The sequence below is a fragment of the Thermococcus sp. EP1 genome (genome assembly GCF_001317345.1).
Taxonomy (GTDB): domain Archaea; phylum Methanobacteriota_B; class Thermococci; order Thermococcales; family Thermococcaceae; genus Thermococcus_A.
Genome location: NZ_JXCG01000015.1, coordinates 14646 through 28211, shown reverse-complemented (window position 1 = coordinate 28211; position 13566 = coordinate 14646). Strand labels below are relative to the sequence as shown.

Below are 13566 nucleotides of genomic sequence, written 5' to 3'. Positions count from 1 at the left end.
ACATCCCGAGAGGAAAGCACGGTTCAACTTTTGGAGGAAATCCCCTTGCTTGCAAAGCTATGGCAACGACATTGAGAATCTTAAGAAGAGAAAAACTCATAGAAAAAGCTGAGGAAAAGAGCATAAGTATAGAAGGGAACAAGGTAATAATGACTAGAGGAAAAGGGCTGATGCTTGGGGTTCTCCTAAAAGAGAATGCTGGAAAATACGTAGAAAAACTCCAAGAGAGAGGATTACTGGTAAACACGGCTGGAAATAAAGTAATTAGGCTTTTACCTCCACTGATAATTACAAAGGAACAGATGCTTTGGGTCAAGGAAACTATTGAGGGTGTCCTTAATGGTTAGCGAAGAGGAAAAAATTGAGTTTTTAAAGGAGCTAGTTAGTATTTACAGTCCCAGCGGCCAGGAAGAAAAGGTTGCCAAGTTCTTAGTTGAGAGTTTCGAGAGCTTTGGAGTCGAGGCATATATTGATGAAGTGGGTAATGTCATAGCTGAGAAAAATGGTAAGGGAAATAGGATTCTCTTAGCAGGCCATATGGACACGGTTGACGGGATAATTCCAGTTAGGATTGAAAATAATTATCTATGGGGAAGGGGTAGTGTTGATGCTAAAGGGCCCTTGGCAACGTTTTTCTTCGCATTCATTGAGAGCAAAGCAAATCTAATATTTGCATCCCTTGTGGATGAGGAAGGATTCTCAAAGGGTGCTAAAAATCTGAGTATTCCACAGCCGAATTTTATAATAATTGGAGAACCAAGTGGCTTTGATGGAGTTACAATCGGTTATAAAGGAAGCTTGACGATGAAGTTTATAGAAAAAGTTGAGAAATTCCATGGAAGTCTAAGTTCAAAAGGTGCTGCAGAAAAGCTAATTGAAAAGTGGCTGGGAATAAGTAAGGATTTCAATGAAGGCTTTGATAGACCAAATGGGAGGATTTTAAAGTTTGAGGCCTATGAGAGAGATTTTGACTTTTATGGAGACATGATAGTTAATATTAGAACGCCGATTGGTTATGAACCACCGATTAAAGGAGAAATCTTAGATTTTGTCCCTGCCTACGAAGTCTCCGTAAAAAGTCCATTAGTTAGAACCTTTGTTAGAGCCATAAGAGAGAATGGCGTAAAGCCAAGGCTTAAAAAGAAGAGCGGAACTGCAGATATGAACATCTTGGCTCCTAAGTTTAAGGTTGACGCTGTAGCATATGGCCCCGGCGATTCCAAATTGGATCATACTCCCCATGAACGCTTGAACCTGGAAGAGTATTTAAAAGCAATAGAGATTTTAAAAAGCGCCTTAAAGAATCTAAAGAATATCTAAAGCACCTCCCATAAAAAATTAGAGAATAACAGCAATAACTATCGAATTCACATTCGTTCTGGTTGCCCCTGTTAATAGCAAAGCATTAGCTTCTTTCAATGCTTCGTATGCATTGTGGGCCTTAAGAAACTCTTCCACATCAATACCTCTCTCCTTCAAAGTTTCTAGTGTATAAGAGTCTACTAACCCCCCTGCTGCATCTGTAGGACCATCTGTACCATCTGTGTCCATTGCCAACACTGCCACGCCCCTAAGTCCAGAGATCTTTCTTGCTATACTCAAAGCGAACTCTTGATTCGGCCCTCCAAGACCAGGTTCACCTTCGATAGTTACCGTTGTCTCTCCACCGGCTATTAGAACACACGGTCTCTTAAAGGGCCTTTCCCTATGATATATTTCCTCAATAATAGAACCAAAGGCTATGGCAACCTCTCTCGCTTCCCCCTCCAACGTGGTCGTTATAATGTAAGCATTTAATCCTAATTCCTCCGCTTTTCTCTTTGCCGATTCGCAGGCAAGAGAATTGCTTGCTATAAGAAAATTGTGCACATTGGGTAAATCCTCTTTTAGAGTTTCTTCCCTCTCTCCCTTAATGCCAAGTTCTATGTGCCTTTTAACACTCTCAGGCAGCTTACCCCAAACGTTGTAGAGCTTTAGGAGCCTATAAGCATCTTGAAAAGTGGTTGGGTCCTTTACAGTTGGTCCAGAGGCTATTGCTTCGAGGGGATCACCAACCACATCGGAAAGAATTAAGCTTATAAGAGTCCCTTTAACGAGTTTAGCTAGTTTTCCTCCTTTAACTTTCGATATGTGCTTTCTAACGGTGTTAATTTCATAGATCTTAGCACCACTTTTGAGGAGGAGCTCATTTGTTTTCATCTTGTCCTCCAAGCTTATTCCATCCTCGGGGAGCATGAAGAGCGCTGAACCACCACCCGAGATCAGCACTAGGAGAATATCATTTTCCCCGACTTTCTTAGCAAGTTCAACTCCCAACTGGGCCCCTTTCATTGAGTTTTCGTCGGGAATTGGGTGGCCAGCCTCAATCACCCTAATTTTCTTTAATGGAAGGGCATAGCCATACTTCGTAACAGCAAGTCCCTCTACTATTTTACCCTCTAGGACTTCTTCAACGGCCTTAGCCATAGAACAAGCAGCCTTTCCAAAGGCCAAGACGTAAATCCCACCGTTTATTGGGAATTCTTTTCCTTTGATAATAACCTTATTATCCTCAAATTTTAATACCCGCTTAACGGCCTCGTAAGGATCCGCACTTCTTATGGCTTCATTCATGAGAGTTAAAGCTATCTCTTTAGCTTTAATATCCCCTTGGGATAAAAGCCTCTCCCGATTTATCATAAGACTCACCAGAACTAATTGTCCTTAGATATTATAAAAGTTAAAGCTCATCATCCACGATTAACTCAACTATAACCTTTTGCTCTGGATTTTTCAGCCTTTCTACAATTTCACGTTTTATGTCTTTAGCCGCCTTAGTGGCTTTTACAGCTAGAGTTCTTCCATCTATGTAGGTACTTTTCCTTATAACCATAGAAACCTCGTTCTCAAAACTTAGATTTTCATCCCCAAATGCGACAATCTCATCAACAAGACCATCAACGATTATTCTAATTTTAATTCTCTTCCCTCGTCTCAAAGCTTTCTTTAATTCCTCATTTAGGTCTTTAAGGCCCTTACTGGCTTTTACACATATGATACAATCTCCTCTGGGAGTTAGATAATCCTCTTTAGTTATTTCTAGCGTCGAACGATGTGTTGCCTTCACGTTCTCGTGACCATAGCAGACGATCCTTTCCTTGAGCATGTATAATCCTCAAAGGGAAGCTTTATAAATTTGGTTGGGAAAAGTTTAAAACAGCCTCACTTGAGTTGGGAGTGGTAATTCAAGATTATCGGAGGGATGAGGAATGGGAAACATTAAGCAAGGTTTCATTAAGAGAACTGCGAGGGAGCTGTTTGATAGGTATCCAAATGAATTCACAAGAGATTTTGAGCACAACAAAAAGAAAGTTGAGGAACTCACAAATATCACAAGCAAGACCATAAGGAACAGGATAGCAGGATATGTTACAAGGCTCGTAACGCTTAAAGAAGAAGGAAAGATCCTTTAAATATGAAACTCTTTCTTTATCCTTTTTAGATCTTCAATAATTTCTCTGGGTAGTATGCCCTCGAATTCTCGTAAGAGCTCGTCAAAGTGATTTTCACTTTCCTTGGCAACTCGCAACATGAGGTTTCGCATATAGGTCTCAGCGAGCATTCTGACTTCTTCAAGCTCGCTTTTCATCCTCATGTACTCCTCTATTCTTCCTTCAATTTCATTTAAAAAGTCTGCAAGTTCCTTCATCTTGACTTCAATGGGCTCTCTAGACTTTATGAGCTGCTTTACCTCTTCATACTCCTTAGTGACCCTCGGAACCTTTGGCTCGTACATCTCAGTTCCAAAGGAGTATGGGGTCAAAAGCACCTCCAGTCTAATACCGCGTTTGATCTGGTAGTATTTTCTTGGCCTTCCTCTCGGGATTTTCTCCACTCTTCCCTCTATTAGGCCCGCTCCCTCAAGAATCCGCAGATGTTCCAAAACAGCTTTTTGACCAACTCTTAACTCTTTAGAAAGCTCACTTACAAAATAAGGTCTTTTAGTTAGTAATAATAATATTCTCCGCCTCGTCTCGTTTCCGAGGACATCGAGTAGTCTCCCATGCTCGTCCATTCTCTCACCCCAAGATGATCGTGACTCTTATCTAACTTAATGTGAATAAAATTCATACTTAAATCTTTTGGTGCATTATGAGCAAAAACCACTTTAAGAATAAAGTCCAATGCAAAAATGGTGATTTCATTATGAAAGTTATAGGAGACATCCACCTTGTAGATAACACGTTTGCAAATGTCTATATTATAGTGAGGAATAACAAACTCATAACAATAGATACCGGTCTCCCAGAGGAGTATGAGAAGATAATAAAATACATAGACGGCCTAGGCCGTGTCCCCGAGGAAGTGGAACTCATTATAGCTACCCATGCTCATTATGACCATATAGGGGCACTAAAAGCCCTTAAAGAAGCCACTGGTGCAAATGTTGCCGCCCATAAAGATGAAGTTCCATATTTCACAGGTGAGAAGACGTTCCATGGAGAGAAAACATTCCAAAAGGCGATAGAACCTGTGGACGTGGAAGTAGTCTTAAATGATGGGGATGTGGTCGAGGGATTAAAGATCATTCACTCTCCCGGCCACACACCTGGGAGTATTTGTCTGCTAGATCTAAAAACCAAGGCCCTTTTTGTTGGAGACTTACTCTATGAGCAAGATGGAAGACTCGAAGAGGTCCCGCATCATTACTCTCTCGATCCAATGAAGAACAGGGAAGCGATAAGAAGGCTTTTAGAAATTGATTTTGTGCATTTGTTGCCAAGTCACGGCCAACCGATTTTGAACGAAGGAAAAGAGAAGGTGAGGGAGTTAGTGAAGAGGCTTTGAAACCCATTAATTGTTTCTACCTAAACATCTTTTCATTAAGATCTCAAAAGGGTACATCTTCATATGGTTACTTTATGCATGTCTGTTTAAGCTTTGTATAAACTATCCTAGTTTAAATTAAGATTTTATTGCGGCATCAACTTTTCTACCAAGTATCTTCATCTAGATGCTCTTCAAGTTCAGTGAAATCCAAACTTCTTGATTACCTTACAAATTATTAAGAATTACTAGGAAACTCTCTGTCCCCACGTTACAGCAAAGAAGGGAATTCGAATGTTGATCTTAATGATTTATGGTCTAATTTAAAGGCCAAAGTCAGAAAAGTTAAAGAGAAGATTATTAGGTTGAGATCTACAAAGAGAGATCTATGTAGCATTTCAACAATATTCCTCAACGTTGAAGAAAATATGGAAAAATTCACTAATTATTGCTTGACTTTTGTTTAAAGTAACTAATATGCCCTTCTCACATGTATGGAATTAAGTCTTATGCAAGAAAATAGAGGGAAATATTTTAATATTATCCTGAGACAAGGATCATTGGTGATCGATAATGCCATATTGGCTTTGTATAACAAATAGAGAAAATTGGGGAATAATTAAGAAGAACAATCTCTGGGGCGTTCCTGAAAAGAGACACAAAAATACCCTTTTAAAAGTTAAACCCGGAGATAAAGTAGTTATTTACCTTAAACAGGAAAAAGATCAGAAGGGAAATGTTCTAGAGCCAAAAATTGTAGCTATTTATGAAGTTGTGGCTGAACCATTTAAAGATTCCAAAAAGATATTTAAAGCTCCAAAAGGCAGCAATGAAGTATATCCTTGGAGAATCAAACTTAAACCAATTAAGTTTGGGGAAATTGAATTTAAGTCTTTGATTCCAAAATTAAACTTTATCAAAAATAAAAAGAAATGGTCAACACACTTATTCGGAAAAGCAATGCGTGAGATCCCAGAAGAAGATTATAAAGTAATTGAAAAGCTTCTTTAATCTTTTAATCTTTAAGTTATAGTGGGGGTACCTAAGTGACAATAGTAGAAATCGAAATATGTGACTTCAAAATCTCTACAAAACGAGGGGATAAAAGCCCTGATGATTTTATAATACAGGCCAAATTTCGAGGGAATAAACGCTTTTTTACCCCGAAACACGCTCATTTTATAATTGATTTCTATGGAAAACTTTGCCATAATAAAGAGATTGCCAAAAAGGTATTTAATGCCATTACAAGAGTTTATACTGGGGAATCCCCCGAGGAAATTCTAAAGACTATGAGTTCTGATGACATTAAGCAAATAAACAGTGCGCCTGGCTATTCCATAGAGTATATCCTTTATGCATTGTGGTTAATTTTTGAACAGGAAGATGTCAACTATCCTCCTTCTAAGGGATATAACGGAAGACAACAAGCTTATCAGATGTTCCAAGATGTTATGAATGGTATGCACCCAGTAGTTGCAATGAAAAAGGCGGGGCTTAAAATATAGAGTAGTTTTTTAAAGCTTTAGAATAGCAATAAATTTGGTGAGAACTAATGAATAAATACACACCTATGCGTGAAGTTCCATTTAATGAATATCTGGAATATATAAAAACACATGAGTACGTAATTATTGAGGACAGAAAGATTACAATTGGTAAACCTCTTCATATAACTACCTTCCAGCCTGTTAAATTCGAATTAGAAAGTTCTACTGTGTGGAGTTTTCCTGAACGAGGAAAATGGGCCACTCACTATGCTAATGCCAAATACAGAGGGAATTGGGCTCCCCAGGTACCAAGAAATTTAATTCTAAAGTACACAAAACCTAAAGATGTAGTATTAGACGCATTTGTAGGAAGCGGCACAACGTTGATAGAATGTAAGCTTTTAGGGAGACATGGGATTGGGATTGACATCAATTATGAGGCCTTAATGGTTGCGTGGGATAGACTCAATTTCACTTATAATCCCCAATTAGAGAAAAAAACAAATTTAGGTGCATTTCTTCAGAAAAAAGAAGAAAATGAAACAGAGGAGTGGAGCGAACCAACAATAACACTTTACCATGGAGATGCTAGAAATCTTGACAAAATTGAAAATGAAAGCATAGATTTGATAGCCACCCATCCACCTTATGCTAACATTATTAGTTATAGCAAAAAAGCCAAGTTAGAGGTAAAAGGAGACCTTTCTAAAGTTACCTCAGTAGATGAATTCGTTAAAGAAATGCAAAAAGTCGCAAGTGAGTTTTATAGAGTCTTAAAGCCAGGTAGACATGCTGCTATACTCATGGGAGATACAAGAAGACATAGACATTATGTGCCTATTGCTTTTAGAGTTATGCAAGCATTTTTGGAGGTTGGTTTTATATTGAAAGAGGACATTATAAAGTTGCAGCATAACATGATCGGCACAATTCCATGGAAAAAATGGCATCGGGATTTCCATTTAATCGCTCATGAGCACTTGTTTATATTTAGAAAACCAGGAAAAGGAGAAAATGTTAGAAAATTTAAAGAAAGTATGAAATGGTGGTATGATTACTAAATAACATTGTACCATTATTATACTGGGTAGTAAACCGTTTCACCACAACAAAATTCACCAGAAAAGAAAATCAGAGGAGTGGAGTTATACTTGCGAGGTCTCAATTACAGACAAGTCATTTTAAAAATCTAATAGGTTTTTGTCTTCTGATTTTTCTCTAAGAAGTTCCTCTAAGGGTTTTTCAAATCCACTTTTGGGAGGTTTATTTCTTACTGCCATAGTCACTACTTTGTCTATATCGCCGTAGTCACTTAATGCAAGCCATCTTATGAATCGCATAAGGAATTCCCTTGCAGGATTCATTCTGCTTTCCCTACATCCTTGTTTTCCATAATTCCATTCTTGCTCTGCCAAGAGTAAAAAACCATAAAACAGTGTTACATCAGAAGGGTCAAGTTCCATGGGAAATTTAAGATTCTTGATCTCTTTTAGAGCCTCTTCAATATCTACCCCTCTATTCACTTTTTCAAATGCAAAGAAGAGTTTTTTAGCATTTTCCCAGTCACTGATTTTTTTGAGATATAAATCAAAAAATAACCTTATGTGCGTTGGAGCGAATTCTTTTTTATCTTTTGGCTTTAGAACAACTTTGAAATCACCAGGGCAAATTTTGTCTGTTCTGATGATATATACTTCAGTTCCATTTGATCCCGTATACATCAATCGTCTTCCACCTTCTCTAATAACTTTTCTTATTCCTTTTGCTGTAATTTTTACTTCAGCTGCCTCCAAACTTTGGACGATGTCAAATACATCTTCAATTTTCATTTAATGCCACCAAAAGAAGAATAGGAGTTCAAGCTATATAAAAATATGCTGTTGTTTAAGTGTTTTGATATTACTCTCAATAAAATTCTAATAATAGCAGATAAACAGAACTATACTTTTACAAGAAACTCTGTTATAGTTATTTGTTTTTTAATTTCTCTTTTAGCCATTGGCATCAATTTTGTTCCGTTTCCATTTTTTGTTAACTCAATTGCTTTTGAGATACCGACTCTAAGCTCTTTTGGCACATTGGTAACCAATATCTCTGCTATTTTTCCTCTTTTGTCTGCTTTTGAGTTTATGGCCCTGTTAGCATAAACAGTAATAACTTCAAATTCTTCGATTCCTTCATATAGCTCTCTAACTGACTGGGCATGAGAGTTACTCAGGATAAAGTACACTCCCATTTCATGTAGTTCAATACACACATCTCTTAACCTCTTTTGATCTTTTTGAGTAAAGTCATTTTTTGAGTAGCTAGTGAAGTTAGCTGTTTTGGAGATCGGATGATACGGTGGATCGAAATACACTAAATCCCCTGACTGAGCAACAGTTAGAATATATGTAAAATCTTCATTGTAAATTTTAAGCCTCTTCAGGACTTCACTAGCTTTTCTAAGTCTTTCTTCGTCTACTATAGTCGGGTTTTTATATCTACCAAATGGAACGTTAAATTCTCCTTTTCTATTTTCTCTATAAAGGCCATTATACGCTGTCTTATTTAAATACAGAAGTAAACTAGCAAGCCTTATGTGTGGAGGTTTGAAACCTTCTTTGATTATTTTATTAAACTCTTCTCTAGCCCTATAATAATACTCTTTCTCATTTTTATGGTGTTTTGCGTCTTGTATTAGTTCTTCAACATAATCTCTAACCACAAGATAGAAGTTTATTAGTTTGGGATTAATGTCATTGATTGTCCCTCTTTTTGGCTCTAGCCAAAAAGTAACGGCTCCTCCTCCAAAAAATGGTTCATGAAATGTTCTCTCTTTGAGGTCTTTTGGCATTAGTGCTATTATTTGAGGCAATATTTGTCTTTTTCCTCCAGCCCATTTTAACACAGGTTCAGCCATTTTTATCTCCTCTCCATATCACATTCTTTGTAATTATTAATAAACTTACTATGGAGTTTATGTGAAACAATATTATTTAAATATTTTGGTGCAACATAATATTAAAATAGGTGCAACATAAGATCAATTTTTAGAATAAGAATTAATCCCATAACTAAGCCCAAGTCTCTTTCTAACATAATTTGAAATATCAAGTCCCTCTTTAGTAGCCAATTCAAGAATTCGGTTATACTCCTCTTCAGTCACTCTAAATGATATCCATTTAGTTCTCCTTACTGAAGCAAAGAGAGCTCTAGCCTCTACTTCCCAGAGTTTCTTTAAGGCTTTGGCTTTAGTTTTGATAATTCTTGCTTTAGCAAATCCCAAAAATTCTCTCTCAAGTATCTCCCTAAACTCATAGAGTATTTCTTCATTTTCATTATTGTACTTTGAAAATTCAAGAAGTGCTATCTTAACTGCTTCAGTCCCTTCTTTAAGCCCTTTGTACTTGATAACTGCTTCAAATGCTTTTATGCCAGCTGCTGGAACTCTAGAGTTTCCGATTACAGGAGCATTCATCTCATTCAGCTTTTTTAGAATGCTCTCAAACATTTTTCTTCACCCACTTTGTAATCCTCTAATATTCTAATGTTACACTATTTAAATAGATTATGTTGCACTTCAAATTCATATTTAATTGACCTTCTGAAGATTAGAATATACAGAGATAATAACTATCCCCAAAATCCCCAATATAACCCATAAATACTTCAAAATTTGTTGTTAAACTCAGAGTTTTATCCTAATTTTGAAAGTTGAACATAAGAAGATCTCATACTAGATTCCAGAGAAATACATAGGAAGACTATAGGGGAAATACAAACTAATCGAGAAACTGCTTTGAAAAATAAGAGAGTAAAACTCAAAGTCTCTTCCTACGCATTAAGCTCACCAACATGAGTACAACCAAAATCCCCGGCCCACAAACACCTTGAGATACCTGCGGGGTAGAAATAGTCTGGGAAAGTTCTACCTCGCCCTCAGGAAGCTTAAGCTCAAAGGGTTGGCCAACACATCTCAGCAAAAGCGGATTATCGCTCTCATCGTAAGCAATCCATGAGTATTTCCCTTCCTTTTCATACCAGCCTATGTGAGAGTTATAACCTGCTTTACCCATCTCAGCAGACTCAAGAATGGCACTAATGTCTTCGCTCTCAATTTTAATAATTCCTACATCTCTGAGCCATTCAAGTTCAACTCTAAGGGCCTGTTTGAAGTCAAAGGAATAAGGATCGATAACTCCTACAGGGGAATTAGTAACTTCAGTCTTAAAAGTTAAATCCCTAAGCGCACATGACACTCCAAACACATCAAGTAACTTCTTTATTTCCGCCAAATCTTCCTCGCTCGGCCTCTCTTTATTGTAATCCGCTATCCAAATCTCGGCGCTTGGAACTTTGATGACCTTCGATGGGTCCATGTTGTGCTCTTTTAAGCACTTTTCGAATTCTTCATTGGGTTCCCACGTGCAGAAACCATTCACACAACCGCATTGAGTTAACCTTAAACAATCGTACCACTCTGCATATATACAAGGGGTAACTATTTCTCCGGCTTTGTCTCTTGTTGTGCACACTTCTCCAGAACATCCTCCTGTGGCACAATCGAAATCACTGCGACATTCGTTGCCTCTTCCGGTGCTTATCTGCACAAGCAAATGCCCCTTTCTGAAGGTGAGATTATTCACATCCCAGCCGAGCTTTTTAGCCTTCTCAACTTCTTCCTGAGAAATCAGCAAGGGAGTCACAAAAGAAGCATGTGCATATGTGAGGTTAAAACTCTTCGCTGGGATCTGGATTCTGACCCGTAAAACCCCATCTTGTTCTTTCAATATAACTGCAACCCTATTATCATAGTGGGAGCGGTAAACCATCCTCTCATCTTCCATCAAAACATTCTTCGCATGCTTGAGGGAAGTTAAGTCATAAGAAAGCTCTGGCTTGTTGAGATAAACCTCAACTGCTAGAGAATCCATTGGGTTATAGCATGCACTCGCCAGAGGGAGAAAGAAGAGTAAGCCCACAATAAGTATTACCAACCGCATTTTCACACACCATAAGGGTATAAGAGTTCAAAGTATATACAAGTATCGAGAACTTCGAATGGATTTGAAGCCATTTGCCTCAGACATTACAACTTTTTCCTAATCCTCGCAGTTGCGTAGTCGTCTGAGGGATGAATTATTTCCACAATATACTCCTCTCTGGGAATTTCATCTACCATCCGTTTAACCCCTGGAAATTCGTAGTTATGAACAAACACCACCGTATGTTTTCCCATTAATTTTCTACAGTTCTCCCAGTCGCTTTTTGCAGTTTCATAGGATTTTCCGCCATCAATAAATATTAAATCCATTATCGGAAGTTCCTCTACATGTTGGGGAAGTGTAACCTTAGAATCTCCCTGAAATAGCTTAAACCTACACCCTGTTTCTTCCAACTTTTTATAGACCTTCCAGTACAGTCGTTCATCTTCAAAATAGTCAAATCCATAATACTCTATCTCTTTGGGAGGAAAACTTTCCTTAGCTGCTTCAATCATGTTTTTTGCATTCTCTCCATCGTATACGCCGATCTCCAGTAATCTTTTACATTTGTTCTTTTTTATGTGGTCATTTAAAAAAGAGTGATAACCAAATCCAAACATTTTTTATCACTGTACTTTATCGACTTTCGAGATTTAAAATCTTATTAAGGATCAGCCAAACTGGAGAGAATTTGGACATTTTTTATCTACTAGTTTGTCAAATACATAAAGACTTTTATATTATATAGTTAAAATAATGCTTGGTGATTTGCAATGGTTTCCGAAGAAGAGATTTTTAATGACTTACAAACAAACGGCATTATTGGACCGCACTCCAAAATGCTTGGGCCTGTGGCAGATGGGGGAAGAATAATCTTCGTTACAGCACCCGGATGCTGGGGCCCAATGATAACGCCAACCATTAGAGGAGGACACGAAGTCAACGTTCCTGTTGCCGTTGAAGGAGCAAAAGTTGGTGATGCATTAGTAATGCAGATAAAGAGCATAAAAGTGCTCTCAAAGGCGGCCTCTTCAGGTGTTGATACTGTCAGAGAGGGAGCTTTTGTTGGCGATCCATACGTGGCTAAGAAATGTCCCTCATGTAACGATCCCTGGCCCGAGTTTGAAGTAATTGGGATTGGAGAAGACGCCATAAGGTGTAAACACTGCGGTTCTCCAGCATCACCGTTTAAGATGGTCAACGGGTATACCATGGTTCTTGATCCAAGCCTTGGCGTCGGAGTTACAGTAAACAAAGAGACCGCTGAAATGATAGCTCAAGAGGCTTGGGAATGGCATTCCTTACCCAAAAACTCAAAGCAGGTTCCAATTTTGATCTTTGCTAAAGCCGATATAGTTGGTGTTCCCTCAAGAATAAGGCCATTTTTGGGACAGTTTGGAACAGTCCCCGCTGTTGATATACCCGACTCACACAATGCAGGAGATTTTGGTTCGTTCTTGATAAACGCGCCCCACCCCTATGCAATAACTAAAGAGGACTACGAAACCAAGCTCACAGACGGTCACTTGGACATTGATGCAGTTAGGGAAGGAGCAATAATAATAGCCCCAGTGAAGGTCGATGGAGGAGGAGTGTACGCTGGAGATGCTCATGCAATGCAAGGAGATGGAGAAGTAGCAGGCCACACGACAGATATAAGTGCCGAGAGCGTTGTAGAGGTTTCAGTTATCAAGAACCTCAATCTAGAAGGACCAATCCTATTGCCCCCAGAAGAGGACCTACCACCACTGGTTAAGCCTTGGAGAAAAGATGAATGGGAAAGAGTGCAAACTTTAGCTAAGAAGTTTGGAATTGAACCCGAACCGGTTGCACCAATACAAATAATAGGCTCTGGACCCACAATAAATGAAGCCGCAATGAGAGGCTTTGAAAGGGCTGCAAAGCTCTTTGGAATGAGCATTGAGGAAGTTAGGAATAGAGTCACCATAAGTGGAGCTGTAGAGATTGGTAGACTTCCAGGAATAGTGCAAGTTTCCATGCAAGTACCCCTAAGTGCCCTTGAAAAGATGGGTATAGATGAACTAGTTGTCAAACATTACAAATTACCCTTCTAGTTTAAACTATTTTCTTTTAAATTTTGTTCTAAAATGGTTCAATATTAAAACGTCTAAAAATATTATCCTAAAAATTGTAAAGCAATGTTACATTTATTCCTCAGACTAAGGGAGAAGATAAAAAATAGGCCGTACTTTTTGTTTTAAAAACATAAATTTTTTGTTGAAATAAATACAGATAATAATAAACAAAAAGAAAGAAAAATTACAAGATATACACAAAATATA

General features: G+C 38.1%; 16 protein-coding genes and 1 pseudogene. 9 read left to right on the top strand and 8 right to left on the bottom strand.

Going from position 1 to position 13566, the window contains the following annotated elements; all coding sequences use genetic code 11:
• A partial coding sequence (locus tag EP1X_RS09210) for an aminotransferase class III-fold pyridoxal phosphate-dependent enzyme (protein WP_156300734.1) occupies window positions 1-347 on the top strand: 347 nt, incomplete at its 5' end.
• A complete protein-coding gene (locus EP1X_RS09205) occupies window positions 340-1320 on the top strand; it encodes a [LysW]-lysine hydrolase (RefSeq protein WP_055283847.1) in 981 nt (326 codons plus the stop codon). The genes EP1X_RS09210 and EP1X_RS09205, both read left to right, overlap by 8 nt.
• Before the next feature lie 18 nt (window positions 1321-1338).
• On the opposite strand, the gene EP1X_RS09200 is transcribed toward EP1X_RS09205, so the two are convergent.
• Complete coding sequence (locus EP1X_RS09200) at window positions 1339-2679, bottom strand: glycerate kinase (RefSeq protein WP_055283845.1); 1341 nt, start codon at window positions 2677-2679, stop codon at window positions 1339-1341.
• Window positions 2680-2719: 40 nt separating this feature from the next.
• A complete protein-coding gene (locus tag EP1X_RS09195) occupies window positions 2720-3145 on the bottom strand; it encodes a DUF371 domain-containing protein (RefSeq protein ID WP_055283843.1) in 426 nt (141 codons plus the stop codon).
• Window positions 3146-3248: 103 nt separating this feature from the next.
• On the opposite strand from EP1X_RS09195, the gene EP1X_RS09190 reads away from it, so the two are divergent.
• On the top strand, window positions 3249-3452 hold the full coding sequence (locus EP1X_RS09190; protein WP_055283842.1) for a 30S ribosomal protein S17e: 204 nt from the start codon (window positions 3249-3251) through the stop codon (window positions 3450-3452).
• Here EP1X_RS09190 and EP1X_RS09185 read toward each other — a convergent pair.
• Window positions 3449-4054, bottom strand: coding sequence for an ArsR family transcriptional regulator (locus EP1X_RS09185; RefSeq protein ID WP_055283840.1), 606 nt, complete (start codon window positions 4052-4054; stop codon window positions 3449-3451). The genes EP1X_RS09190 and EP1X_RS09185 overlap by 4 nt on opposite strands.
• Window positions 4055-4185: 131 nt before the next feature.
• On the opposite strand from EP1X_RS09185, the gene EP1X_RS09180 reads away from it, so the two are divergent.
• The 5 genes and pseudogenes from EP1X_RS09180 to EP1X_RS10100 form a co-directional block, all read left to right on the top strand.
• Window positions 4186-4827, top strand: coding sequence for an MBL fold metallo-hydrolase (locus tag EP1X_RS09180; RefSeq protein ID WP_055283838.1), 642 nt, complete (start codon window positions 4186-4188; stop codon window positions 4825-4827).
• 552 nt (window positions 4828-5379) lie between these two features.
• Complete coding sequence (locus EP1X_RS09175; RefSeq protein WP_055283836.1) at window positions 5380-5817, top strand: EVE domain-containing protein; 438 nt, start codon at window positions 5380-5382, stop codon at window positions 5815-5817.
• Between the two features lie 35 nt (window positions 5818-5852).
• Window positions 5853-6314, top strand: coding sequence for a hypothetical protein (locus EP1X_RS09170; protein ID WP_055283835.1), 462 nt, complete (start codon window positions 5853-5855; stop codon window positions 6312-6314).
• 47 nt (window positions 6315-6361) lie between these two features.
• Entirely contained in the window at window positions 6362-7357 is a 996-nt protein-coding gene (locus EP1X_RS09165; RefSeq protein ID WP_216597224.1) for a TRM11 family methyltransferase, read from the top strand.
• 13 nt (window positions 7358-7370) lie between these two features.
• Window positions 7371-7486 (top strand): annotated as a pseudogene (locus EP1X_RS10100) (IS6 family transposase); the annotation flags it as partial.
• Here the strand turns inward: EP1X_RS10100 and EP1X_RS09160 are convergent.
• The 5 genes from EP1X_RS09160 to EP1X_RS09140 all read right to left on the bottom strand — a co-directional run bounded on the left by EP1X_RS09160 (window position 7478) and on the right by EP1X_RS09140 (window position 11883).
• Window positions 7478-8125, bottom strand: a complete 648-nt coding sequence (locus tag EP1X_RS09160; protein WP_055283833.1) for a hypothetical protein — start codon at window positions 8123-8125, stop codon at window positions 7478-7480. The pseudogene EP1X_RS10100 and the gene EP1X_RS09160 overlap by 9 nt on opposite strands.
• Window positions 8126-8235: 110 nt before the next feature.
• The gene (locus tag EP1X_RS09155; RefSeq protein ID WP_082391556.1) at window positions 8236-9198 is read right to left on the bottom strand and encodes a DNA adenine methylase; all 963 of its coding nucleotides are present in this window, start codon (window positions 9196-9198) and stop codon (window positions 8236-8238) included.
• A 123-nt stretch (window positions 9199-9321) separates the two neighbouring features.
• On the bottom strand, window positions 9322-9789 hold the full coding sequence (locus EP1X_RS09150) for a plasmid mobilization protein (RefSeq protein ID WP_055283831.1): 468 nt from the start codon (window positions 9787-9789) through the stop codon (window positions 9322-9324).
• A 310-nt stretch (window positions 9790-10099) separates the two neighbouring features.
• Window positions 10100-11281, bottom strand: a complete 1182-nt coding sequence (locus EP1X_RS09145; protein ID WP_055283829.1) for a CGP-CTERM-anchored Cys-rich protein — start codon at window positions 11279-11281, stop codon at window positions 10100-10102.
• A gap of 86 nt (window positions 11282-11367) precedes the next feature.
• Window positions 11368-11883 carry a class I SAM-dependent methyltransferase gene (locus tag EP1X_RS09140; protein ID WP_055283827.1) on the bottom strand — a complete coding sequence of 172 codons (516 nt, stop codon included), beginning with the start codon at window positions 11881-11883 and terminating at the stop codon, window positions 11368-11370.
• Window positions 11884-12036: 153 nt separating this feature from the next.
• Here EP1X_RS09140 and EP1X_RS09135 point away from each other — a divergent pair, with 153 nt between their 5' ends.
• Window positions 12037-13338 (top strand): acetamidase/formamidase family protein, encoded by a 1302-nt coding sequence (locus tag EP1X_RS09135; RefSeq protein ID WP_055283825.1) that lies wholly within the window; start codon window positions 12037-12039, stop codon window positions 13336-13338.
• Window positions 13339-13566: the final 228 nt, after the last annotated feature.

Coding starts and splice junctions, on each gene's coding strand:
- EP1X_RS09160 (WP_055283833.1), bottom strand. CDS start 8,125: ATGAAAATTGAAGATGTATTTGACATCGTCCAAAGTTTGGAGGCAGCT.
- EP1X_RS09205 (WP_055283847.1), top strand. CDS start 340: ATGGTTAGCGAAGAGGAAAAAATTGAGTTTTTAAAGGAGCTAGTTAGT.
- EP1X_RS09150 (WP_055283831.1), bottom strand. CDS start 9,789: ATGTTTGAGAGCATTCTAAAAAAGCTGAATGAGATGAATGCTCCTGTA.
- EP1X_RS09190 (WP_055283842.1), top strand. CDS start 3,249: ATGGGAAACATTAAGCAAGGTTTCATTAAGAGAACTGCGAGGGAGCTG.
- EP1X_RS09145 (WP_055283829.1), bottom strand. CDS start 11,281: ATGCGGTTGGTAATACTTATTGTGGGCTTACTCTTCTTTCTCCCTCTG.
- EP1X_RS09180 (WP_055283838.1), top strand. CDS start 4,186: ATGAAAGTTATAGGAGACATCCACCTTGTAGATAACACGTTTGCAAAT.
- EP1X_RS09165 (WP_216597224.1), top strand. CDS start 6,362: ATGAATAAATACACACCTATGCGTGAAGTTCCATTTAATGAATATCTG.
- EP1X_RS09200 (WP_055283845.1), bottom strand. CDS start 2,679: ATGATAAATCGGGAGAGGCTTTTATCCCAAGGGGATATTAAAGCTAAA.
- EP1X_RS09175 (WP_055283836.1), top strand. CDS start 5,380: ATGCCATATTGGCTTTGTATAACAAATAGAGAAAATTGGGGAATAATT.
- EP1X_RS09135 (WP_055283825.1), top strand. CDS start 12,037: ATGGTTTCCGAAGAAGAGATTTTTAATGACTTACAAACAAACGGCATT.
- EP1X_RS09195 (WP_055283843.1), bottom strand. CDS start 3,145: ATGCTCAAGGAAAGGATCGTCTGCTATGGTCACGAGAACGTGAAGGCA.
- EP1X_RS09140 (WP_055283827.1), bottom strand. CDS start 11,883: ATGTTTGGATTTGGTTATCACTCTTTTTTAAATGACCACATAAAAAAG.
- EP1X_RS09155 (WP_082391556.1), bottom strand. CDS start 9,198: ATGGCTGAACCTGTGTTAAAATGGGCTGGAGGAAAAAGACAAATATTG.
- EP1X_RS09185 (WP_055283840.1), bottom strand. CDS start 4,054: ATGGACGAGCATGGGAGACTACTCGATGTCCTCGGAAACGAGACGAGG.